The organism is Streptomyces sp. NPDC025618 (genome assembly GCF_055558795.1).
The window spans coordinates 20,126-42,187 of record NZ_JBVHLW010000021.1 but is presented as its reverse complement, the minus strand read 5'-3'; the positions used below and the strand labels follow the sequence as shown (position 1 = coordinate 42,187).

Genomic DNA, 22,062 nt, shown 5'->3' with positions numbered 1-22,062 from the left:
CCGGCCGCGCGTGGACCGGACGGCTTCGCGGATCACAGCGGCCGCCGGCGGACCCACCACACGGTGAGGCCCGCGATCGCGAGGGCCGCCGCCAGCAGGATCCCGGCCCACGTCCACTGCATGGCGCTCATCTGGTCGTGGGCGAAGTATTCCAGGCGCTGGGCGACGATGCTCTTGTTCGCCCTGCACTCGGCCGGCGTGCGCTCGTTGAAGCAGGCGCCGAAGCCGTGCAGCCTGCCCTGGGCGTCGACGGTCCAGTTGTCGAAGCGGGCGCCGCCCGCGGGCACGGTGGGCTGGCCCTGCTCCACGGGGTTGGTGATCACCCGGGGATTGAAGGGCAGCAGCCGGATCCGGTCCCACACGATGCTCATCACGAGTCCGAAGCCGAACGTCAGCACCATCGCGGGCAGCACCCGGCGGACGACCACCCCGAGCGCGGCGCCGACGGCGAGGTAGAGCAGCGACCAGGCCACCGGCATGGGCCCGGTCTTGTCGAAGTCGCCGTTCTCGATCCAGTCCGCGGAGGTGACGTCGTGCACCACGCTCCACCAGGAGGTGAAGGCGGCCGAGAGCCCGACCGAGCACACCAGCGTGACGAGCACCGCCATCCCGGCCTTGGTGCCCAGCCAGCGGCGGCGGGTCATCGACTGGGTCGTCACCAGCTTCCAGGTGCCGCGCTCCAGGTCACCGGCGATCAGCGGGGCGCCGAGGAAGGCTCCCGCGATCACGGGCAGCATCGCCATCACCCCGGAGCCGTTCTGGAAGGCCGACGCGTAGGCCGTGCCCTGAAAGGCCATCTTGAACTCGCCGTCCGCGAGCCCCGCCGGGCCTCCGGCCAGGTAGTCCACGGCCGCGGCACGCTCCCACAGCATGTAGACGCAGGCCGACGCCGCGAGGACCAGGCAGGCCACCAGCGCCGTGCGGTGCTGGCGCCAGACCAGCCACGCCATGCCGCGCAGCAGGCGCGGCGGCTGCTTGCCGGCCTCCGACTCCTCCGGTGTCCGTACGGCGCCGCTCATGCCGTCCCCTCTTCCCCGCGCGCGGCGCGGTCCTCGTTCTCGATTCCGGCGTCCGCGGTCACCAGGGCGGGCGTGCCGGGCGACCGGAGGTAGCCCAGCAGCACCTCCTCCAGGCTGGGCGCGCTGACCTTCCACTCGCCCTCGATGGGGCCCCGCGCCCGGATCAGCGCGGTGAACTGGCGCCCTGTGGTGCGCGACTCGACGACGGTGTGCCGCGCGATCTCCTGCGGCACGCCCTCCACGAGGTGCGCTCCGGTGACGAGCCGGTGGGCCCCCACCAGTTCGTCGACCTCGCCCGCCAGCCGTACGCGGCCGTCGGCGACGGCCAGCAGGTGGTCGCACATGGTGGCCACGTCGGACAACTGGTGGGAGGACATCACGACGGTCGTGCCCTGCTCGGCGGCCTCGGCCATCAGCAGGCCCGCGATCTCGTGCTGGGAGAGCGGGTCGAGCGCGGCCAGCGGCTCGTCGAGCAGCAGCAGTCCGGGCCGCTTGCCGAAGGCCAAGGCGAGCGCCACCCGGGAGCGGTGGCCGCCGGAGAGCGTGCCGACGCGCGCGCCGAGCGGGATCCTGCCGGAGCCCACGATGCGCTCGGCGACGGCCCGGTCCCAGCGGGGGTTGAGCTCCGCACCGAGGCGCAGCGTGTCCTCCACGGTGAACTGCGGGAAGAGCGGCTTGTCCTGGGCCAGGAAGGCGCAGCTCGCGAGCGTCCCGGGGTCCGTCACGGGCCGGCCGAGGATCCGCAGGCTGCCGGTCGTCGGCCGGACGAGCCGTGCCGCGATGCCCAGCAGGGTGCTCTTGCCCGCGCCGTTGGAGCCCACGAGCCCGCAGATCGATCCGGCCGGCAGCCGGAAGGAGCAGTCGCGCAGCGCCCAGTTCTTCCGGTAGCGCTTGCCCAGCCCCCGTGCCTCCACCGCCCAACGGCTCGCGCCGTCGGCTGATCTCATCCCATCCACCGCCCACTTTGCTAATTAACTAGTCAGCTAGTGGAATGAGCATTATGGATCACGGGATCACCTGTCAACACGGAGGGAGGAAACGACCAAAAGAGGCGCGAGCGCGCCGCGTCGCAGCGAACTCGCGCCCCACTTAATGCGGTTTGCCCTATTTTGCGGAGTTGTTCGCGCTCGGCCGTGCGCACAGGGCGTCGTCGACGAGCTCGCGGGCGGCGGGGTTGAGCCGCGCCGGGTCGGGGCGGTCCCCCGCGCTGGTGATCGACACGGCGACGGACCGCTTCCCGTCCGGGGTCACGCCGGTGCGGGTGTACGAGCCGAACCCGTCGCCCTCGTGGGTCCAGTAGCCGCTGCCGCAGGACAGCGGGACCCAGCGCAGCCCCAGCCCGTACTCCCCGCGCGGCCACTCGGCCCGGTCGCCGGGGTCGTCGGTGCGGGCCACCGTCCGCTGCATCTCGGCCAGTTGGGCCTTGGGCAGGAGCTTGCCGGTGACGAGGGCGCGGAAGAAGGTGTTGAGGTCGCCCGTGGTGCTGATGACCGCCGAGTCCGCGGTGTGCTGGAGGCTGTTCTCGGTGACGTCCAGCCGGGCGCCGCCGGGGAGGTCGAAGTACACCCGGGCGTGCGGTCCGGGCATGAAGGGGTTGGTGCCCGCGACGCTGGTCCCCCGCAGGCCGAGCGGGGCGATGACACGGTGCTCGACCTGCTCGCGCCAGCCCATGCCGCCCGCCTTCTCGGCGATCAGGCCGGCGAGGAGGTAGTTGGTGTTGGAGTACGCCCAGCGGGGGTGCTCGCGGTCGGGTGCGAACAGCGGCCGGTGGCGCATCGCGACCGCGACCCACTGCCCGGCGGGCGTCGCGTCGTAGCGGTGCTTCTCGAAGTCCTGGGCGAGCGCGCCGGAGAGCTCCGGGTCGTCCACGTAGTCGAAGAGGCCGCTGGTCTGCCGGAGCAGGTCGCGCACGGTGATCCTCGACCCGTCGTTGCCGTTGCCCGACACCACGCCGGGCAGCCACTTCTCGACCGTGTCGTCCAGGGACAGCTTCCCCTCGGCGGCCAGTTGGAGCACGACGGTGGCGGTGAACGTCTTGGTCGTGCTCGCCGTGCGGAACCGCGCGTCCCACGGCACCCGCTCCCCCGCCGCCGACCTGGCGCGGAGGGTGCCCTCGCCGGTGGCGGCCTCGGCGAGGACGCTCACCTTCCCGCTCGCGGCCCGCACCGCGCGCACGTCCGCCTCCAGGGCGCGCGTGTCGTAGTGCCCAGCGGCCGGGCCGGAGGCGCTCGCCTGCGGCGCGACCGCGATCCCCGCCGCGACGGCCGCGGCCACACCCATCGCGGCCCCCGCCCGTCCGGCTCTCGACCAGCGGCTCTTCCGCCCGTACGCGCGCATCGTCCTCGTCCCCCTGGGTGTCCCGTGCCGGTGGAGGGCCGTTCCCTCCCCGCGCTCCACAGCCAATCAGGGGCGGCGGGGGCGGGCCAGGGACGTGAGCCCCCGGCCGGGGTGGGGAAAACCCCCCTTTCCCGCGAGGGGGGTGACGCGGAAGAGCCGGGCGGCCCGGCGCGGTGAGGTCACCGCGCGCACGGGCCGCCCGGCCTGGTGCACGTCGTGCCGACGGCCGTCAGGCCGCGGCCGCGCCAGGGGAGCGCGTGAGCCCGGAGGGTTCGGGGGCTTTCGTGCCTCCGGGCTCCACCGTTACGTACACCGTCAGGCCGCTTCCTTCGGCCTCGCTCGGGGGATGAACAGGCACACCACCGCCGCGGCCGCGGCCGACACGAGGATGAACTCCCAGCCGTGGTCGAAGGAGGTGACGGGGTCGCCGCCGTGCGGGGCGGCGAGGAAGGCGACGAGCATGGCGACGCCCAGCACCGAGCCGACCTGACGGGCCATCGTCACCACGGCCGAGCCGGTGGAGAAGCTCTGCGGCGGCAGCGCGGTGACCGCGGCGCCGACCAGCGTGGGCACGACCAGGCCGACCCCGATGCCGGTGAGCAGCATGCCGGGGAGCAGGCCCGCGGCGTAGTCGTGGCCGGTGTCGAGGCGGTAGATCCACCAGGCGATGCCGGCCGCGAAGAGGACGCAGCCGATCGCGGAGACCGCGGCCGAGCCGAGCCGCCGGATCACCGGGCCGATGCCCATCGCGAAGCCGGGGACCATCAGCGGGCCGGGGGCGATGGCGAGGCCGGTCCGCAGCGGGGACCAGTGCCACACCTGCTGGCACCAGAGCACGGCCGAGAGCAGCATCGCGCCGAAGGCCACCGCGAAGAGGAGATTGGCGAAGGTGGAGGGCCCGACGGCGGGCACCCGCAGCAGGCGCAGCGGCAGGATCGGCGAGGGGTGGCGGGAGGAGCCGAGGAGGAAGAGCACCAGCAGGACGACGCCCGCCACCAGGGAGCCGATCGTGCGGCCGGAGGTCCAGCCCCAGTCCTCGCTCTTGACCAGGCCGAGGGCGACGACGGCGATGCCGAGGGTGAGGAGGGCCGCGCCCACGAGGTCGAGCCGGGCGGTGGTGGGGCGGGCGGGCGTACGGGGCAGCACCCGCACGCCGAGCGCCAGCGCGAAGACGCCGATGGGCAGGTTGACCAGGAAGACCCAGCGCCAGTCGAGCTGGGTGAGCAGGCCGCCCGCGACGGGGCCGAGCGCCGCGGCCACACCGCTGATGGCCGTCCAGCCGCGGACCGCGGCGACCCGCTTCTCGGGCGGGGCCGCGGCGAGCAGGATGCCGAGCGAGGAGGGGATCAGCATGGCCGCGCCGACGGCCTGCACGACCCGGGCCGCGACGAGGACCCAGACGCCGGGCGCCGCCGCGCAGGCGGCGGAGGCGACGGTGAAGACGGTGATGCCGAGGAGATACGCCTGGCGGGGGCTGGTGCGGTCCGCGAGGCTGCCCGCCGGGACGAGCAGCGCGGCGAAGACGACCGCGTAGGCGTTGAGGATCCAGGACAGCGACGCCAGCGAGGAGCCGGAGAACTGATCGCCGATGTCGGGCAGGGCGACGTTCACGATGAACATGTCGAGGTTGGACATCGCAACCCCGGCTACAACGACGGCGAACACTGGACCGAAGCGGGGCTTCGTCGCACTGCCCGCCTCAGCGGCGGCAGTCTGAGTCATCGCTCTCCTCGTTCGTGAGTTGGCTTTTCCAACTCACTGGAGCATACAGCGTCACCCAGCACTGACGGAATGTGAGGTGTGCCGCTCACCCACACTTCACGGGGAGTTGACCGAAGCCGCGCTGCACGAGCTGGTCACGGAAGGTGGGTTCACCTGCGAGAGTCAGGCCCGGGAAGCGGCGCAGCACGGCGGGCAGCGCGAGCTCCGCCTGCATCCGGGCCAGGCCCGCGCCGAGGCAGTAGTGCGCTCCCCCGCTGAGGGTGAGCGCGTGGTTGCCCTGCCGGGCGGGGTCGAAGACGCCGGGGTCCGCGTACTGGCGCGGGTCGCGATTGCCCGCGGCGATCAGCAGCGTCACCTTCGTACCGGCGGCCACCGGCACCCCGAAGAAGTCGAAGTCCCGGGCGGCCATGCGGTTCAGGGCCTGCGCCGCGGGGTCGAAGCGCAGGGTCTCCTCGACGAAGCCGGGGGCGAGGGAGGGGTCCTCGCGCAGCCTGGCGGCGTGCTCCGGGTGCTCGACGGCGAGGCGCAGCGCGTTGCCGATGAGGTCCATGGGCGCCTCGGTGCCGGCGACCAGCAGCAGCATGAAGTTGGCGACCAGCTCCTCCTCGCTGAGCTCACCGGTCCCGTCCCGCAGCAGGACCATCTCGCTCACCAGGTCGGTGCCGGGCCGGGCGCGGCGCCGGGCGGCCAGATCGGTGAAGTAATCGGCGAGCTGATCCATCGCGGCGTCGCCGGGGGCGAGCTGGGCGAGGTCCTGGACGGGCTCCAGGGCGGTGGTGATCGCGCCGATGGCGCCGCGGAAGCCCGGCTGCTCCGCCGCGGGTATGCCGAGCAGTTCGCCCATCACGGCCATGGGCACCCGGAACGCGAACTCCGCCATGAAGTCGAACGGTGCTCCGCCCGCACCGAGGTCCGCGAGCCGCTCCACGAGCCCGCCGATCAGGCCCTCCAGGGCGGGCCGCAGGTCGGCGACGCGGCGGGGGGTGAAGGCGGTGCCGAAGAAGCGGCGGTAGCGGTCGTGGTCGGGGTTGTTGCTGAAGAGCATGTTCTTGGTGAGCCAGCGCCAGGAGGAGTGGTCGCGCCAGCCGGGCAGCAGCGCGTCCTGCACGGCGGCGTCCGTGGAGAGCAGGGCGGGCTCGCGGAGGGCTCTGGCGCATTCGGCGTGCCCGGTGACGACGAGCTGCCCCGGCCCCAGCGGCAGGATCGGGCCGTAGGCGCGCAGGGCCTCGTAGAGCGGATAGGGATCGCGCTTCCCCTGGGGGGAGAGGAGCGTCATCATGGCGGTGCGCGGGTCCGTGGCGGTGGTCATGGGGTCTCCTTCGTCGCGCGGGACTTGAGGTCTTGTCACGCCGGGCCCGGTCGTCCCGCGGGTCCGGCGGCCGGTGGCCGTGGTGCTGTGCGGGCCCGGTGGAGTCCGGTACGGTTCGCCGGTCCCGGAAGGGGCGGGGAGGTGCCGATGCGCGGCTCCGCCGCGCGGGCGCGGCCGGTTCACCGGGCTTCCAGCGGAGCGCTCAGAGCGGGGCCATCACGAAGTCGTCCTTCGTCGTGCCGCAGTCGGGGCACTTCCAGTCCGCCGGGATGTCCTCCCAGCGGGTCCCGGGGGCGATGCCCTCCTCGGGCAGGCCGAGGGCTTCGTAGTAGACCCAGCCGCAGACCAGGCACATCCACGCCCTGCCGCCGGATTCCGTTCGCTCGCTCACGGGATGGTCTCTCCAGTCCTCGTGCCGTGTTCCGCGACGAACGCGGAGACGGCGCTCTTCACTTCGGGTGACATCAGGATGCCCATGTGGCCGCGGCCGGGGGCGCGTTCGAGCCGTACGCCGGGCAGTCCGGCGGCGATCGCCTCGGCCTCGCGGAAGGGGACGACCGGGTCGTCGGGGTCGTGCAGGGCGAGGACCGGGCAGTCCAGCGCGCGGCCGAGGCCGACGACGTCCCAGTGGGTGACGGGCACGCCGTTGCGGCGGTGCAGTTCGGTGCGGACCCGGTCCACGATGGCGGGCGAGAGCCGGAGTTCGTCCGCGGCCCAGCGCTCCAGCACCGCCGTGAGCGTGCAGGTCGGGGCGATGAGGGCGAGGCAGTCGACGCCCTGCCGGGGCCGCGCGGCGACGGCCCCGACGGCGGCGATCGAGCCCAGGGAGTGCGCGATCACCACGCGCGCGCCGCCGAGGGAGTCCAGGACGGCGCCCACGGCGGTGGTGAACTGCGTCATTGTCGCCCGGGTGCCCTCGTGCACACCGTGCGCGGGGGCGTCGAAAGCGGCCACACGGTAGCCGAGTCGCCGCAGCGGCGCGATCAGGGAGTACATGCTGCTGCTGTCGGAACCCCAGCCGTGCACGAGCAGCGCGGTCGGCCCGCCGTCGTCGCCCCACAGATAGCCTCCGCGCACCTCGGGGTTCCCCGTCACGGCGAACCTCCGGGCGCCCAGCGGCAGGACGTTGTCGGGCCGGGCGCCCAGCGGGCGGGTCCGGCTGAAGACGTCGGTCGCCCAGCGCCCGCCGGTGCCCGGCAGCACGGCGCCGACCGCCGCGTGGGCGATCCTCCGCAGCGCGAGCGGTGTCATGACGGCGCCTTCACCGCGGGCGGGGCGTCCGCCGGCGCGACCCGGGTGCGCGAGAAGTCGGTGTAGAAGCCCGACTCGGTGTCGTAGAAGTGCAGCCGCCGGATGATGCGCGCCAGCTGCCCGACCCGCACCTTCTCCTCGCGGACCATGCCGGGGTACGCCTCCTTCAGCGCCGCCTGGGCCTTGCGGAGGTTGTAGTACGGGACGACGGGGGCCACGTGGTGCGCCGTGTGGATGGAGATGTTGTGGGTGAGGAAGAGCAGCCACTTCGGGTACACGTAGTCCGTCGTCACCAGCAGCCTGCTGGCGTTGCGCGTCCAGTGCTCGTTGGTCAGGTAGGGCACGTCGTCGGCGCTGTGGTGCATCAGCGTCGTCGCGCTGAACCACGCGTGGGTGGCGAGCCAGGGCGCCACGAAGTAGAGGAAGAATCCCTCCACGCCCGTGAAATAGACCAGCGGGGTGAAGTAGAGGACGCACACGGCCAGGACGAAGACGATCGACCGGCGGACGTCGCGGCGCGCCTCCCGCTTGGGGAAGAAGGAGGGCCGGAAGCCCGACTCCCGCCAGTAGTTGATGGTGCCGCCCCAGAACGCCCAGGTCCGCGTCCCGTGGTAGATCACCTTCTCGTGGAGCGGCATCCGGTCGTACAGCGCCGCCGGGACCGGCCGCCAGTCCGTGTCCAGCTCCAGGTTGTTGGTGTGGCTGTGGTGCAGGTTGTGCACGTGGCGCCAGGCGTGGAAGGGGTAGACCAGGGGCAGCAAGGACACATGACCGACGGCGAAGTTGAACCTGCGCGACCGGGAGAACGAGCCGTGCCCGCAGTCGTGGGCGATGCAGTGCAGCCCCCAGCCACCGAGGCCCGCCACCACCCACAGGGGGATGTACAGCAGCCAGTGCGGCGCGTAGGCGACGCCCACGATCGCCCCGGCGTACAGCGCCCAGCTGACGGCGAAGCCGAGCAGGCCGCGGGCGACGCGGGGTTCGAAGTAGTCCCTCGGGATCGCCGACGCGAGCCGCTCGCCCTCCAGCCGCTCCGACTTGCGCAGGAAGTCCTTGAAGGGTTCGCCGGGGTCCGAGGGGAAGTTGTACGCGGCCATGGTCCCGCTTCCCCTCAGCCGGTCCGGTCGGACAGCCTGAGCTCCCGGGCCAGATAGCCGCTCAGGTCGTCGATGGTCTGGTGCTCGTAGAGCAGCCCCGGGGACAGCCGCCGCTCGACGACCTTCTCCAGCGCGCCCGACACCTGGACGGCGACCCGGGAGTCGAGCCCGTACGCCTCGAACGACTTGCCGGTGTCGATCTCGGCGGGCGGCACCTCGATCCGCTTGGCCAGGTGGTCGGTCAGCCACTGCCGGAGGGACTCCTCCGTCAGCGGTCCGGCTATCGGCGCTTCCTTCTTGCGTCCGAACATCTGGTGCTCACGCTCCCGTGGGTGTCGTGGTGGATGAGGTCACTGGGGCAAAGGGCGGGCGAGGTCACGCGGCGGTCTTCACGGCCCGCTTGCGCGCGATGGTGGCCGCGTCGGGCTCCCTGAGGTCCCAGACGACGCCCGCCTTGCCCAGGCCGAAGAGCAGCCAGCCGCTGAGGTCCGGCTCCCACCAGGTCACCCCGTGGCGGTACGAGCCCGGGAACGCGTGGTGGTTGTTCTGGAGCCCCTCGCCGAAGGTGAACGCGGCGACGGGCCAGTTGTTGGCGCTGCGGTCGGCGTTGCTGAAAGGCCGGCTGCCGATGGCGTGGCAGACCGAACCGACGCACCAGGCCGCCTGGTTGGCGACGAAGATCCGCGCCAGACCGCCGAACACCAGGCCCGTCACGGCGGCCATCGGCGTCCGCTCGACGGCGAGGCCGGCCACGGCCGGGATCAGCACACCGACGACCACCCAGGTGGGGTAGGTGCGGTGGTACCACATCAGCCGGCGGTCGCGCAGGACGTCCGGGGCGAAGACCGTCCACTTGGAGGTCTCGTCGCTCAGCATCCACGGCATGTGCGCGTACCACAGGCCGCGCAGCCTGGCCCGCAGGCTGCGGCCGTGCAGATTGGGCGAGTGCGGGTCGCCCTCGCGGTCGCTGAACCGGTGGTGCCTGCGGTGGGTGGTGACCCAGAACATCAACGGGCCCTGGGCACCCATGGATCCGGTGATCATCATGACGCCCTGGAAGAAGGGCGATGTCTTGAACGCCTTGTGCGAGAGATAGCGGTGGAATCCGATGGTGATCCCGCCCATGTGCACGAAATACATCACGCCGAACAGGACCAGGTCCGTGGTCGTGAAGTTTCCGGTCCACAGGAAATACGCGGCCGCCGCGGTGCCGAGCAGCGGCAGGGTCATCGTGGTCAGCGCGGAGAACCGTTTGATGCGGCGGCTGGCGGGATCCAGCTTGACGATGGCCGCCGCGAGAGGGTCGACGGTGGTGGTGGACACGTGGTGCTCCTTTCTTCGACTGCCGGATTGCTTCGACTGCCGGGCTGCTTTCCGCGGGTCCGCGCGGCGGTACGGCCGGTGCCGCGCACCGGCGGCGGCGCGGGGCCTACTCCGGTCGCGCGCGCTTGGGATAGCGGACGTCGGACACCAGACCCAGCAGATCCAGCAGCCGGATGAAGCCGCCCGCGATGTCGATCTGCCAGAACGCGTGCCGGTTGTGCGCCAGACCGGGCTGCGCGTGGTGGTTGTTGTGCCAGGAGCCCCCCACCGAGAACGGCGCGAGCGAGGCGACGTTGCGGCTGTTGTCCCGCGTGCGGTGCGGCCTGCTCCCCAGGGTGTGGCCGATCGAGTTGACGCTCCACGTCACGTGGTCGAGGAGGAAGATCCGGGCGAGCCCGCCCCAGAGCAGCCCGCCCACGGCGCCGCGGCCGCTGCCCCCGGTGAGCGCCCAGCCCAGCAGGGCGGGCAGCGCCAGACCGAGCAGGACCCAGCCGAAGTAGTACCGGTCGATCCTCATGACCAGCCGGTTGCGCAGCAGGTCGGGGACGCGCTTGCTCCAGTTCTGCCGGCGGACGGTGAACAGCCAGCCGACGTGGCCGTGCCAGAGCCCGCGCAGCCGGGGGAAGCGCCGCCCGTCCCGGACCGGCCGGGGCGAGTGCGGGTCGCCGTCGCGGTCGGTGTACGCGTGGTGCTGGCGGTGCGTGGCCACCCAGAAGACGATCGGGCCCTGGGCCGCCATGGACCCGGCGATGCCCCAGAAGGCGGTGACACCGGGCCTGGCCGCGAAGGACAGGTGCGAGAAGAAGCGGTGGAAGCCGCCCTCCACGCCCAGGGAGGTCAGCAGATACATCCCGATGAGCAGGCCGAGGTCGACGGCGGTGAATCCGTAGGCCACGGCGAACACCACCGCGCCCAGGAACCCGAGGGTGGGCACGCCCACCGTGACATAGGCGAGCCGGCGGGCGGAGGCGTCGGTGTCGGGGCCGGCCGCCGCGAGACCGCCGGGCGGGGGCGCGACCGAGGTGTCGGGCACAGAGGTCATGGGGACTCCCGTCACCGTACGGACAGCGGCAGCTCGTCCGCGGCCGGGGTCAGCTTCTTCAACGTTCCTTGGACGTATGCCTGACGGGTGGCGTCCCGGCGGACCTTGCCGCTGGTCGTCATCGGGATCGCGCCGACGGGAGCGAAGTGCACGTCGGCCGGTGCCACGCCGTGCCCGGCCGTCACCGCGGCGACCACCGCGTCCCGCACCTGGTCGCGTTCCCCGGCCAACTGCCGTGCCGTGCCCCGGAATTCCGTGACCACCACAAGTTCCTCGCCGCTCTCCCCCGGCACGGAGAACACGGCCGCGCCGCGCAGCTTCTCGTGGGAGCCGCGCACGGAATGCTCGATGTCCTGCGGATAGAGATTGCGGCCCGCGATGACGACGAGGTCCTTGAGGCGCCCGGTGATGCACAGCTCCCCCTCGTGCAGGAATCCCAGGTCGCCGGTGCGCAGATAGGTGTGTCCGGCTTCCGGATCCGCGAGGCGCGCCGCGAAGGTCTCGGCGGTCAGCTCCGGCTTGCCCAGATAGCCCGTGGCGACGTTCGGGCCGCGCACCCAGACCTCGCCGACCCGGCCGGGCTCCACCGGGCGCCGCTCGCCGGGGTCGACGACGATCACCTCATGGCCCTCGGCGACCTCGCCGCAGCTGACGATCCGGGCGGCCCGGCCGTCCTCCGCGGCCTCGGCCTCCTCGGCGGGAAGCTGCCGGACGCGGCCGTTCTCCAGCTCGGCCCTGTCCAGCCATACGGTCTTCACGGCGCTGCCGGCGCGCTTGCCCGACACATAGAGGGTGGCCTCGGCGAGCCCGTAGCAGGGGATCAGCGACGTCTCGTCGTAGCCGCGCGGTCCGAAGCGGTCGCGGAAGGCGTCCAGGGTGGCGCGCGAGACGGGTTCGGATCCGCAGAAGACCTGGCGCAGGCTGCCGAGGTCGAGCGTCGCCAGCTCCTCGTCGGTGATGCTCGACGTACAGATGTCGAACGCGAAGTTCGGGCCGACCGAAATGGTCACCTTGTGGTCGGTGACGGCCTTGAGCCAGCGGTAGGGCCGCTGCACGAAGTACGCCGGGGGCATCAGCACCAGGGGCCAGCCGCCGTGCACCGCGAGCATGATCGTGCCCATCAGGCCCATGTCGTGGTAGGGCGGCAGCCAGGTGCAGCCGACGCGGTCGGGCTCGTATCCCATGTTCGCCTCGAGCGCCCGGCAGTTGCTGACGAGGTTCTCGTGCGTGAGCACGATCCCCTTGGGGTCGCCGGTCGAGCCGGAGGTGTACTGGAGCAGTGCCGGTCCGTCGGCCCGCACCGGCGCGTGCGCGCCACCGTCCGGAGTCCGGGAGTCCGCGGCCCGCCGGAGGTAGTCGTCGTCGACGAACATCCACTGCGGGCGGGCCACGAACGCGGGCAGTACGGCCTCGAACTGCGCGACCCGGTCCGCCAGCCGGGTGTCCGCGACGATCACGTCCGGGGCGCAGTCCTCGACGATGGAGACGAAGCGCGCCAGGGCCCGCTTCCCGGTCGGCGGGAAGGAGGGCACGGCGGTGGCGCCGGCCCGGAGGATCCCGAAGAGGGCGGCGATGTAGTGCAGGCCCGGATCGAGGGCCAGGACGACGCGGCGGCCGGTGAGTTCACGCCGCAGCAGGTCGGCGGCGACGGTGGCGGCGTGCTCGGCGAGGTCGTGGTACGTCCATTCCACGGCCGCGTCGTCCGTGCCGTCGGGCAGGAAGCGGAAGGCGAGCTGCCGGGGCAGGCTCGCGCGGTGTCCGAGCAACTCGGGCAAGGTCGCGGGCCGCGGCGGACCCGCCCACCCCGATATGTGATCCACAGCGCCCCCGTGTGCTTCTTCTTTTTCGATGCTTCTTCTTTTCGACCGCGCGGGTCTTTCTTCGACCGCGTGGGTCTCGTGACCGGGCCCGTCGTCGCGCCGGTGCCGGACCCTGGATTCCTGTGCTCCCGCCGCCGCGCGGTGGAGGTCTCAGTCGGCGCGGATGATGCGGAGCTGCTGTGCCGAACCCAGGTGGGCGCCGTCCGGGCCCCAGGCGTCGATCTCCTCGTCCACCCAGCCGTCGGCGGTGGCGGCGCGGGTCCGGGCGCGCAGGAGGATCCAGGGCGAGTCCGCGCGGTCGAGGTTCTCGCCGGGGCGCACCGTGAGTTCGAGGGTCGGCACCAGGGCCAGGGTCGACAGCACGGCGGCATAGGACGGCGCCAGCGCGTCCATCAGCAGAATGAACCGCAGGGCGTCCGGCGGCCGCTCGTCGCCCATGAGCCTTATCCACGCGGTCAATTCGGGTTCCGTGCCGCCCGCGTACGGCCGGCTGGGGCCGACCGGGCGGATCTCCAGATAGGCGGAGATGGGCACGAACTCCGGCGGGATCGCGAAGATTTCGCATTCATGGGCGGGTGGCGCCTCCGGCATCTCGGGGGCGAATTCCCGCCATTCCGCAGGCTTGAGCGACCCGAAGACCGCCGAGGCGTCGACGTGCGTTCCCTTCGCCGTCACGGCCCTGGCGCCGACCGCGGTGAGGCTGCGCCCGGCCCTGGTCAGCGAGGTCTCCACCTGGAACTCGGCACTGATCGGCCGGTGAAAGCGCGCGGTGACGCTGCGCAGCGGCAGGCCGGGCGCTTCGCCCCGCATCGCGGCCGCCATGAGCGCGACGGTGAGCCCGCCGTGGAATCCGCCGAAGCCGTTCAGGTGCGTTCCGGCGTCGACAGGTCCGGCCGTGGTCCGGCCGAGCAGATCCAGCGGTGACAGCGATGGTGCGGAGTTCGTCATGAGCCCGCCCTTTCCCCGGTCGGTGCGGGCACGAGGCACTGCGCGCGACGGCGGAACTCGATCGTCGACAACAGGCCAGTCATGGCGATGAGTTGGATCACACGAGTGACCGTAGAAGGGGCCGATGTCGGCAAGCAAGCAATAATTTTTGTGACCCGCGTCACTGACGGGCGAATCATGGAATCCGCGTGACGTTCAACACTCGACGGTCTTCCCCGGGCGGGTTGCGGAATCCAACTCGCCCGGAGATAGTCTCCACGGCGAGTGAGCTCGATCCGGTTCGGGGGGCCCGTATGAGCGGCACGGTGACCGTCGCCGCGGCGCGCCCGACATCCCACGGAAGCCACGTGCTCCGATATCGCCCCAGGCGGGGCCGGTCGCCCCGCCCTTTTCCGGAGCGGAAACCGAACCGCGGACACGGACCCCGGCAACGGCCGGCGCGCCCGGGCCGTGACGGTTCTTCCGCCGCTGTTCCCGTGGCCGCGTTCCGTATCGGGAGCACCGCGGCGGGCCCGTGGTGACGGCCGGAGGCGGACCGGCACCCGGACGGACCGAAGGTGGGTATTGCCATGCTGATACAGCGAGCTGCCGCACAGGACGTAGGAATTCTGGGGATCGGCGCCTATCGGCCGCACCGCGTCGTGGGCAATGACGAGGTCGCGGAGCGCACCGGCCGTACGCCCGAATGGATCGAACGGCGTACGGGCATCGTCGAGCGTCGGTACGCCGCCGCGGACGAGACCGTGGCGGACATGGCGGTGGAGGCGGCGCGGAAGGCGGCGGCCGACGCGGGGGTCGCGCCCGGCGGGCTGGACGCCGTGGTCCTGGCGTCCATGTCGGGCCTGCGGCAGACCCCCGGGAGCGCGGCGGAGATCGCAGACCGGCTGGGCACCCGGGCCGCCGCGTTCGACCTCAACGCCGCCTGCTCGGGTTTCTGTTACGCGCTGGCCCTGGCCGCCTCACTGGTGCGCGACGGCTCGGCCCGCCATGTGGCGGTGATCGGCTCCGACAAGATGACGGACATCGTCGCGCCCGAAGACCCCTCCACGGCCCTTCTGTTCGCCGACGGTGCCGGGGCCATGGTGGTCGGACCACGGGAAGGGGGCGGCATAGGACCCGTCGTCTGGGGCTCGGACGGAAGTCGCCGCGAACTCATCGCGCACTCGGCCGACTGGCTCCGCTACCGCGACGATCCGGGAATCGCCTGGCCCACCATGCGCATGGCGGGGCCCGAGGTATTCCGCTGGGCCATCGAGGAAATGCCCGATGTGGCCCGGCGGGCCTTGGACGCGGCGGGTGTGCGCCCGGACGAACTCGGCGCCTTCGTCCCGCACCAGGCGAATCTGCGGATGATCGAGACCGTGGTGCAGCGGCTGGGACTTCCCGCGCGCGTCGCCGTGGCCCGCGACGTGGTGCACGCCGGCAATACCTCGGCCGCCTCCATTCCCCTCGCCGTGGCCCGGCTGCGCGAATCGGGGGCCGTGGGCACGGGAGATCTCGCGCTGTTCCTCGGATTCGGGGCCGGCCTCACCTGGGGAGCCCAGGTCGTGCGACTTCCGTGAAGGGTCCGCTTCGAAGGCCGCCCGCGCGGAAAGCGGTCCACCTGGGAAGCCGTCCGCTCGGGAAGCCACGCGGGAAGCCGTCCGCTCGGGAAGCCACGCGGAGAGCGGGGCGCCGAATGAGCGCGTGCGCTGGGCCGTTCCACGGGCACCGCCACCCCCGCAGCCCGTTTGTCCCCTTCCGTCCCGCCGATGAACGCGTTCCGGCCAACGGGGCCGCGGTGTCGGCTTAATGTCGTGATGAGGCCACCGCGCAGCGGCCCGCCTCGCCGACGGAACACACCGCACCAAAGGCAAGGACACCATGACGTCAGCCCCTTCGCGCGTGCCGGGCCGGCCCGCCGCCTCCTTTGGACAGCCCGCCGAACCGGAACGGCCGCCCTTCACGCACTTGGGACCGGAGGTGCTGGCCGCCGCGCTGGACGGGCTTCCCGCGGACTCCGTCGCGCGCTTCGCCGCCTCCTGGGACGACCTGCCGGCCGACGCCCACCTCGGCACCGACAAGCCCTACCGCTTCCGCCGGTACGGCACCTTCCGCATAGCCGGCGACCGGCTGACGCCGCTGCCGCACGCCGCGTTCTTCCAGGACCGGTCGGTGAACCGGGTGCACGGCGGCGTCGACCGGCTCTTCGCCCCGCTGAAGGAGTCGGTGGCCTCGGGCGAAGTGCTGCGCACGGTCGTCCACGCCCTCCACGAGCGGCTGCCCGGCCCCCGGACCGGCATCGACACCTGTGGCGTCCACCAGATCCGCGTCACCGCCACCGTCCGGGCCGAGGGCCACCCCGCGCCCGAGGGCGTGCACCGGGACGGTCACGCGTATGTCGCGCAGGTGCTGATCCGCCGGCAGGACGTGCGGGGCGCGGAGTCCTGCCTCTACGACCTCCAGGAGCGGCCCTTGCACCGGGCACAGCTCACCGCGCCCCTGGAGACGATCGTGCTCGACGACCGCCGGGTGCTGCACGGGGTCTCCCCCGTACGGCCCGCGCGGGGCACGGACTCCGGCGTCCGCGACATGCTGCTCGTCGACTTCTTCCCGGGGGCCGGCGGGAAATCGGGGTGAGCCCCCGGGCGGCGGTGCTCCGCCGCCCGGGACGCGCCGTTCAGTCGACGGTCTGGGCTATGACGTCCTCGATGCGGGGGGAGCGGATGACGTGCAGCACGCCCACGTCGCTGTAGCGGGCGCTGATGTTGCTCCAGTGGTAATTGCCGCGCATGCACGCCCGGTTGGCGTCCAGGAAGCGGTGGGTGTTCTCGCGCTCCTCCCCGGAGAAACCGAAGGCGTCGCACAGCCGGTCGACCTCGTCGACCAGCTGCCGGAAGCGAAGCGTCCGCCTGCGCACCATCTGCTGGAGCCGGGCGATGGCCTCGTCCTGTGAGCAGGAGTGCTCCCGGCTCAGCAGCAGCACCGCGTTGTTCGGGTCGCCGTTCGCCTGGTCCTTCTCCAGCGAGTGGAGGTCGTTGGTGAGGGTGACGACCTCGGCGGTGATGTCGCGGACCTCCAGCATGCACATGCTCTGGTGGATCTCCGGCGGTGCCTCGAAGTGCCCGCAGCGCTCGGAGATGTCGAGCACGACCTGACTGCCGATCCCGTCCCGGCGCAGCTTCATGTACGAGTCCATGCCGAGCGCGGTGCCGCTCTTGCGGTTGACGGCCTCCGAGACGTAGGTCAGGAAGTACTCCTCCCAGTGCCGGACGGTGCGTGCCCGCCAGGCGGCCGACATCCCCTGCTGGGCCCGGGCCCACAGGCTCGACCACAGGCGGGCCAGGGGGAACGTCGGCGCGACCACGGGCTTGCCGAAGCCGGAGCCCTGCCGCGCGAGGGCCGCCATCTCGTGGCAGATCTCGTACGTGGCCGCGGGGTTGTGGCCCAGGGCGCCGTCGAAGAGGTCGTCGAAAAAGAAGAAGAAGCTCTGCACCGCGAGGCCGAAGGTCAGCTCCCGCTCGGAGGCGTCGGGCAGGAAGCCCGCCGCGAGCAGGGCGATGTTCCACGACCGGTAGCGCTCGATGTTCTGCTGGCTGCTGAGCAGTCCCGCCGATATCAGCCATCGCTCATTGCGATCGGCCACGGCGTCCACCCGTGGATTCGTCTTGGTGGGGAACGGTATGTCCAGGGCGATGTCCTGTGGCATCTGGGGCCGGCCTCCTTCGGGCCTTTCCGAGCCGAACTCGACGTTGCGGTACGGGGTGCTCGGACCGGGCGAAGCCCGTCCTGGTCTGCGGTTGGTTTCTCCTCGGCGGAGCGGAAGCCGACTCTCCGGCGTGTCGGCACGGAGAAGGCAGGGAACGCCCGCACGCGCTCCCTCGCGGCGCGATGACCGCGCCGTGTCCCCCTGGACGTTCGCTTCCAGGCTGGATCACTGCCCTCTCCCTCGTCCCCCGTGGCGGGCCGTGCGTCCAGGCCCCGTCTCCCCTCCTTTCGGGGCCTGGCAAGAAGGTGCCCTCTAGACGCGAGCGTAAAAACGAAAACCATACATTCGATAGAGGTATTGGGGCACGAGGCGCACTCGGTCCGTGCTGCACAGACAAACGGACTTGTCCGTGCGCCACGCGCCCCCTGATGCGGCTCAGCTGCGATGGGGTGACAACAGCGCCGTGATCCGGACGCCTTGGGGAAGGCGTACCGTGAGCGTACGGCAGGGCCTGGTGAGCCACCGGCGACACGCCCGGCACTCAGGAGCGCAGCAGCGCCAGTGGGCACCGGTACGGACCTGACTACGCGCCCAATGGCATATGGTGACGGCATATAGGAGTGACCGAATTCCGTACCCTCACACGGCCGTTGGGCCCGCTCTCCGGGGGATCGCGCGTGGCCGTTCGCTCACCTGACCGAGCCGGACACCGCCTCGGCGCCGTTCCCGACCGCGCTGTCGTCGCGTGCTCCGGCCGCGAAGGCGCTGTCCCTCGGAAGAGCGACGGCGAGCAGGCCCAGCAGCGCGCCGAGGAGCAGGAAGACGGCCGCGTCGGGCCAGCTGTCCACCAGCGCGCCGGACAGCGCGGAACCGAGCGGTGGCGTGGCCATGAACAGCAGCCCGATCACGCTGTTCGCACGGCCCTGCAACCGTTCCGGGGTGCGCAGCAGGCGGGCCACCGTCAGCACCGAGCCGGACACCGCCACGGCCAGGGCACAGCCCGCCAGCAGCAGCGCGCGGGGCGCCGGGCCACCGCCGAGCGCCATCGCGCCGACGAGCAGGGCACAGACCGTCTCGGTGGCGAGCAGCACCCGCGCCGGAGGGAAGCGCTTCCCCACGCGGGGCGCCAGCAGCACCCCCGCCGTCGCGCCCGCCGCCGACGTCGCCGTCACAGCCCCGACGGACAGCCCCGACGCGCCCTGCCGCGCGCAGCCGACGACGACCGCGAGGTACACCCCGTCGAGGACGAGGTTCTGGGCGGACGCGACCAGCGTCAGCCGCCTCAGGAGCCGTTCGCGCCACAGGAAGCGCAGGCCCGCGGTGAACGACCGCCACCACCCCTCGCGTTCCCCCGCCGGGGTGTACAGCGCCGGGCCCAGGGCGAGGACGCACCCCGCGGAGACGGCGAAGGACGCGGCGTCCAGCCAGAACGGGGCGCTCGGGGAAGCCTGGAAGAGCAGCCCGCCGAGCACCGGGCCGAGCAGGAAGGCCAGTTGGCCGCGCACCTGGTTGACGGCGAGCGCCGTGCTCAGCTTGTGCTCGGGTACGACCTGCCGGACCGAGGCGAGCCCGGCGGCGTTGAACGGCGCGGCCAGGAAGCCCAGCACCACGCCCGCGGCCAGCAGGGCGGCGGGCGTCGCGCGGCCGGTGAGGACCGCCGCAGCCAGGGCCGCGCTGGTCAGGGCGCGGCCCGCTTCGCAGCTCAGCAGGACCCTGCGGCGGTCGAGGCGGTCGACGAGCGGCCCGGCGGGCAGGCACGCGAGCGCGAGGGCTCCGGTCCACGCGGCCTCCACCAGGCCGGCCCACAGGGGCGAGTGCGTCAGCCGCAGGACGAGCAGGGGCAGCGCGATGCCGGAGGCGCCGGAGCCGAGCAGGGACAACCCCTGGCCCACGCACAGGATTTGGAACCGCCGGTTGCGGCGCAGGCTCCCCTCCCGCCCCGCCGCGCCGCTCCTCCTCATGGGTCCTCGCCCAGCAGCGGCAGCGCCGCCCGGGGGCCGGGGCCGTCGCCCAGCGCGGCGTGGAGGGCGAGCAGGACACCGGCCGTGCCGGTCGCGAGGTCGTTCGAGAGCCGGAGCAGGCCGTCCAGGGCGAAGACCCGCCCGCCGGAGTGGCGGACCGCGTGGAGTCCCAGACTCCGCAGGTGCGCGGTCACCGCGGAGCCCGGGCCGCCGAGGTGGGCGAGGCCGTACAGCAGCCCCGCCTGACCGGTGAACAGACCGGGGGAAAGGAGGAGTTCGGTATCGAGCCCGGCCCGGATCCGGTCACGCGCCAGGGCGAGGCGCGGATCGTCACGGTGCCGCAGGTAGGCGTGCAGGGCGATACCGATGCCCGCGCTGCCGCCGTCGAGGGCCGACAGCCGCCGCGCTCCGTCCTTGACGTGCAGCCGCTCGCCGCCCGGGGTGCCGCAGTGCGCGAGGTCGCGTTCGAGCGCGGCCCGGGCGTGCCCAAGGTGCCGCGGGTCCGCCGTGGCACGGAAGAGGTGGGTGAAGAGCAGCGCCGGGCCCGACCAGCCGTGCAGCAGCCCGGCCCGGTCCCCGCCGGGCAGTCCGTCGCCCTCCAGGGCGCGTACGAGCCGGCCGGCGAGCCGCAGCGCGGTGTCCGTGCGGCCGAGGCGCAGGCAGGCCAGGGCGATCCCGGACAGCCCGCCGAACAAAGACGCCCCACAGCCCCGGAGGTCGAAGGCGGCCAGCCGGTCGAGCGTCCCGCGCGCCTCCTCGCACCGGCCCAGCGCGTCGAGGACGTACGCGACCCCGGCGAGCCCGTCGTAGAGGCCCGGCCGCGGCCAGCGGGTCCTCTCGTCGGCCCGGACCAGCCAGTCGACGTGCGCGCCGAAGCCGGGGTGACCGGCGCGCCCGGTGACGTGCAGGGCGTGGAGCACGCCCGCCGCGCCGTACGCCAGGCTCGCCCCCTGGCCGTCGAACTGCCGCACGTCGCCGGGGAACAGCCGGTCGTCCCGCTCCGGTGTCGCGCTGCGCAGGATCGCGTCCGCCAGGCGGTCGAGGGCGGGCCACTCCTCGGGCGCCGCCGCGCTCCCGGCGTCCGAGGCGGGCGGGGTGAGCGTCGCGCGCAGCCGGTCGCCGAAGCCGGGCGGCAGGGGGAAGCGGGCCTCGGCCCAGGCGATGAGCTCTTCGTGCTTCCGGTCGTCGAAGCGCAGCAGCGGCGTCAGCGGGCAGAACAGCGCCAGCGCCAGGCAGCCGAGCGCATAGGTGTCGACGGCCGGGCCCGAACGGGCCCAGGAAGCCGCGAAACCCGGGGTCGCGAGGGCGGGGGCGCGGCCCTCGCCGGTGGTGCGGGCCGTCTCGAAGTCGACGAGGCAGACGCTGCCGTCCGGGCGGACCATGACGTTCCCCGGCTGGAGGTCGCCGAAGACGACGCCCCGGCCGTGCAGGGCGCCGATCGCCGCCTCGACCCGGGCGAGGACGTCGCACGCCCAGCGTGTGTACGCGGCGACCCCGGCCTCGTCCGCGCCCGGCCGGAGGAGGGGGTGCCTGCGGCCGACCGCCTCCTGGAGGGTCTCCCCCTCGACGAACTCCTCCACGAGGTAGTGGTGCTCCCAGTGCCGGGTCCGGGCGAACACCCGTGGCACGCAGGGCAGTCCGGCGAGCAGGCCGAGCGCGGTGTGCTCGCGGCCCAGCCGGGCGACGGCGTCCGCTCCGCTGTCGTCGAGCCCGGCGTGCGGCCGGGCCTCGCGGAGCACCACGCGCCGCCCGGTGTCCCGCTCGACGGCGCGGTACACCCCGCCGCCGTTGGAGAAGTGCAGGGCCTTCTCCACGCGGTAGGGGAACGCCGTCGCGCCGCCCGCGCGGGCGGCGCGGATGCGCGCGTCGAGGAACGGCGGGACCGTCACCCAGGGCGGCACCCTGAAGCCAGTCCCCCGCACATCGGGGACGAGCCCGCCGTCCGGCCCTTCCATGGCGGGCACGTACTCGCCCGCCGGGGAGAAGCAGTACGCCACGTCGAAGGCGCCGTAGCGCACGTGCAGCGGGCCTTCGTCCCAGCGCAGGTCGCTCAGGATGTACGGGCCCTGCACGCCGCGCAGCCGCTCCGCGAGCAGGAGCAGGGTCCGCTCCAGCTCACCCTCGTCGGCGGGGTAGACGGTGACGAGCTTGCCGCTGGCCGTCCTGGGGGCCTGCTTGCTGTTCATCAGCTGGTGCACGGCCGCGCTGCGCAGGAACTTGAAGCACAGCCCGCGCGGGAGGCAGTGGTCCCAGACCTCGCCGATCACCTGGTCCGCCGCGTCCGGGGTGGCCGACACATGGATCTTCCACCCCTGGCGGGGCAGCCGGGCGGTGGGGTCGTGGAGGTGGACCCAGCCGCCCTGCTCGGTGCGGCGGCGGCCCGGCGGCGCGGGGAGCCGGGTACGGGTGAAGCGGCTGCCGGCGTCGTCGAGGTGGTCGAGGGTGTCGACGAAGTGGTCGGGCACGGGGGCTCCTTGGGTGCCGGTGCGGGCGCGGCGAGCTGCGGGGTGCGGCGGTGTCCACGGCTGCTGGGGCGGGGCGGCGA

General features: G+C 72.8%; 18 protein-coding genes. 2 read left to right on the top strand and 16 right to left on the bottom strand.

Annotated features, from left to right (window positions below; translation table 11 throughout):
• Positions 1–32: 32 nt before the first annotated feature.
• The 13 genes from ACZ4A5_RS18925 to ACZ4A5_RS18865 all read right to left on the bottom strand — a co-directional run bounded on the left by ACZ4A5_RS18925 (position 33) and on the right by ACZ4A5_RS18865 (position 13,868).
• Positions 33–1,019, bottom strand: coding sequence for an ABC transporter permease (locus ACZ4A5_RS18925; protein ID WP_467584834.1), 987 nt, complete (start codon positions 1,017–1,019; stop codon positions 33–35).
• Positions 1,016–1,966, bottom strand: coding sequence for an ABC transporter ATP-binding protein (locus ACZ4A5_RS18920; RefSeq protein WP_467584831.1), 951 nt, complete (start codon positions 1,964–1,966; stop codon positions 1,016–1,018). Before ACZ4A5_RS18920 ends, ACZ4A5_RS18925 begins: the two co-directional genes overlap by 4 nt.
• A gap of 157 nt (positions 1,967–2,123) precedes the next feature.
• Positions 2,124–3,356 carry a serine hydrolase domain-containing protein gene (locus tag ACZ4A5_RS18915; protein ID WP_467584828.1) on the bottom strand — a complete coding sequence of 411 codons (1,233 nt, stop codon included), beginning with the start codon at positions 3,354–3,356 and terminating at the stop codon, positions 2,124–2,126.
• A gap of 315 nt (positions 3,357–3,671) precedes the next feature.
• Positions 3,672–5,078, bottom strand: a complete 1,407-nt coding sequence (locus ACZ4A5_RS18910; RefSeq protein ID WP_467584826.1) for an MFS transporter — start codon at positions 5,076–5,078, stop codon at positions 3,672–3,674.
• An 85-nt stretch (positions 5,079–5,163) separates the two neighbouring features.
• Positions 5,164–6,387 (bottom strand): cytochrome P450, encoded by a 1,224-nt coding sequence (locus tag ACZ4A5_RS18905; RefSeq protein WP_467584823.1) that lies wholly within the window; start codon positions 6,385–6,387, stop codon positions 5,164–5,166.
• Between the two features lie 202 nt (positions 6,388–6,589).
• A complete protein-coding gene (locus ACZ4A5_RS18900; RefSeq protein WP_467584819.1) occupies positions 6,590–6,778 on the bottom strand; it encodes a rubredoxin in 189 nt (62 codons plus the stop codon).
• Positions 6,775–7,638, bottom strand: coding sequence for an alpha/beta fold hydrolase (locus ACZ4A5_RS18895; RefSeq protein ID WP_467584817.1), 864 nt, complete (start codon positions 7,636–7,638; stop codon positions 6,775–6,777). The genes ACZ4A5_RS18900 and ACZ4A5_RS18895 overlap by 4 nt, the downstream gene beginning before the upstream one ends.
• Entirely contained in the window at positions 7,635–8,735 is a 1,101-nt protein-coding gene (locus tag ACZ4A5_RS18890) for a fatty acid desaturase (protein ID WP_467584814.1), read from the bottom strand. Before ACZ4A5_RS18890 ends, ACZ4A5_RS18895 begins: the two co-directional genes overlap by 4 nt.
• Before the next feature lie 14 nt (positions 8,736–8,749).
• Entirely contained in the window at positions 8,750–9,046 is a 297-nt protein-coding gene (locus ACZ4A5_RS18885; RefSeq protein WP_467584810.1) for an acyl carrier protein, read from the bottom strand.
• Positions 9,047–9,110: 64 nt separating this feature from the next.
• A complete protein-coding gene (locus ACZ4A5_RS18880; protein WP_398868812.1) occupies positions 9,111–10,058 on the bottom strand; it encodes an acyl-CoA desaturase in 948 nt (315 codons plus the stop codon).
• Between the two features lie 106 nt (positions 10,059–10,164).
• Positions 10,165–11,100, bottom strand: a complete 936-nt coding sequence (locus tag ACZ4A5_RS18875; protein ID WP_467584807.1) for an acyl-CoA desaturase — start codon at positions 11,098–11,100, stop codon at positions 10,165–10,167.
• 11 nt (positions 11,101–11,111) lie between these two features.
• Positions 11,112–12,866, bottom strand: coding sequence for a fatty acyl-AMP ligase (locus ACZ4A5_RS18870; protein ID WP_467584804.1), 1,755 nt, complete (start codon positions 12,864–12,866; stop codon positions 11,112–11,114).
• 204 nt (positions 12,867–13,070) lie between these two features.
• Entirely contained in the window at positions 13,071–13,868 is a 798-nt protein-coding gene (locus ACZ4A5_RS18865; RefSeq protein ID WP_467584801.1) for a thioesterase family protein, read from the bottom strand.
• A 569-nt stretch (positions 13,869–14,437) separates the two neighbouring features.
• Between ACZ4A5_RS18865 and ACZ4A5_RS18860 the strand changes: the two genes are divergently transcribed.
• Both ACZ4A5_RS18860 and ACZ4A5_RS18855 read left to right on the top strand, forming a co-directional pair.
• Positions 14,438–15,430, top strand: a complete 993-nt coding sequence (locus ACZ4A5_RS18860; protein WP_467584798.1) for a beta-ketoacyl-ACP synthase III — start codon at positions 14,438–14,440, stop codon at positions 15,428–15,430.
• 301 nt (positions 15,431–15,731) lie between these two features.
• Positions 15,732–16,487 carry a 2OG-Fe dioxygenase family protein gene (locus ACZ4A5_RS18855; RefSeq protein ID WP_467584795.1) on the top strand — a complete coding sequence of 252 codons (756 nt, stop codon included), beginning with the start codon at positions 15,732–15,734 and terminating at the stop codon, positions 16,485–16,487.
• A gap of 40 nt (positions 16,488–16,527) precedes the next feature.
• Here ACZ4A5_RS18855 and ACZ4A5_RS18850 read toward each other — a convergent pair whose 3' ends face one another.
• From ACZ4A5_RS18850 to lanKC, 3 genes are all read right to left on the bottom strand, one after another.
• Entirely contained in the window at positions 16,528–17,556 is a 1,029-nt protein-coding gene (locus tag ACZ4A5_RS18850; protein ID WP_467584792.1) for a terpene synthase family protein, read from the bottom strand.
• 689 nt (positions 17,557–18,245) lie between these two features.
• Entirely contained in the window at positions 18,246–19,517 is a 1,272-nt protein-coding gene (locus ACZ4A5_RS18845; RefSeq protein ID WP_467584789.1) for an MFS transporter, read from the bottom strand.
• Positions 19,514–21,982: a class III lanthionine synthetase LanKC gene (gene lanKC / locus ACZ4A5_RS18840; RefSeq protein WP_467584786.1), complete on the bottom strand. Its 2,469-nt coding sequence runs from the start codon at positions 21,980–21,982 to the stop codon at positions 19,514–19,516. The genes ACZ4A5_RS18845 and lanKC overlap by 4 nt, the downstream gene beginning before the upstream one ends.
• Positions 21,983–22,062: the final 80 nt, after the last annotated feature.

Excerpts from the sequence above, each read along its gene's own strand:
- ACZ4A5_RS18925 (WP_467584834.1), bottom strand. The coding sequence starts at position 1,019 with ATGAGCGGCGCCGTACGGACACCGGAGGAGTCGGAGGCCGGCAAGCAG.
- ACZ4A5_RS18920 (WP_467584831.1), bottom strand. The coding sequence starts at position 1,966 with ATGAGATCAGCCGACGGCGCGAGCCGTTGGGCGGTGGAGGCACGGGGG.
- ACZ4A5_RS18915 (WP_467584828.1), bottom strand. The coding sequence starts at position 3,356 with ATGCGCGCGTACGGGCGGAAGAGCCGCTGGTCGAGAGCCGGACGGGCG.
- ACZ4A5_RS18910 (WP_467584826.1), bottom strand. The coding sequence starts at position 5,078 with ATGACTCAGACTGCCGCCGCTGAGGCGGGCAGTGCGACGAAGCCCCGC.
- ACZ4A5_RS18905 (WP_467584823.1), bottom strand. The coding sequence starts at position 6,387 with ATGACCACCGCCACGGACCCGCGCACCGCCATGATGACGCTCCTCTCC.
- ACZ4A5_RS18895 (WP_467584817.1), bottom strand. The coding sequence starts at position 7,638 with ATGACACCGCTCGCGCTGCGGAGGATCGCCCACGCGGCGGTCGGCGCC.
- ACZ4A5_RS18890 (WP_467584814.1), bottom strand. The coding sequence starts at position 8,735 with ATGGCCGCGTACAACTTCCCCTCGGACCCCGGCGAACCCTTCAAGGAC.
- ACZ4A5_RS18885 (WP_467584810.1), bottom strand. The coding sequence starts at position 9,046 with ATGTTCGGACGCAAGAAGGAAGCGCCGATAGCCGGACCGCTGACGGAG.
- ACZ4A5_RS18875 (WP_467584807.1), bottom strand. The coding sequence starts at position 11,100 with ATGACCTCTGTGCCCGACACCTCGGTCGCGCCCCCGCCCGGCGGTCTC.
- ACZ4A5_RS18865 (WP_467584801.1), bottom strand. The coding sequence starts at position 13,868 with ATGACGAACTCCGCACCATCGCTGTCACCGCTGGATCTGCTCGGCCGG.
- ACZ4A5_RS18860 (WP_467584798.1), top strand. The coding sequence starts at position 14,438 with ATGCTGATACAGCGAGCTGCCGCACAGGACGTAGGAATTCTGGGGATC.
- ACZ4A5_RS18855 (WP_467584795.1), top strand. The coding sequence starts at position 15,732 with ATGACGTCAGCCCCTTCGCGCGTGCCGGGCCGGCCCGCCGCCTCCTTT.
- ACZ4A5_RS18850 (WP_467584792.1), bottom strand. The coding sequence starts at position 17,556 with ATGCCACAGGACATCGCCCTGGACATACCGTTCCCCACCAAGACGAAT.
- ACZ4A5_RS18845 (WP_467584789.1), bottom strand. The coding sequence starts at position 19,517 with ATGAGGAGGAGCGGCGCGGCGGGGCGGGAGGGGAGCCTGCGCCGCAAC.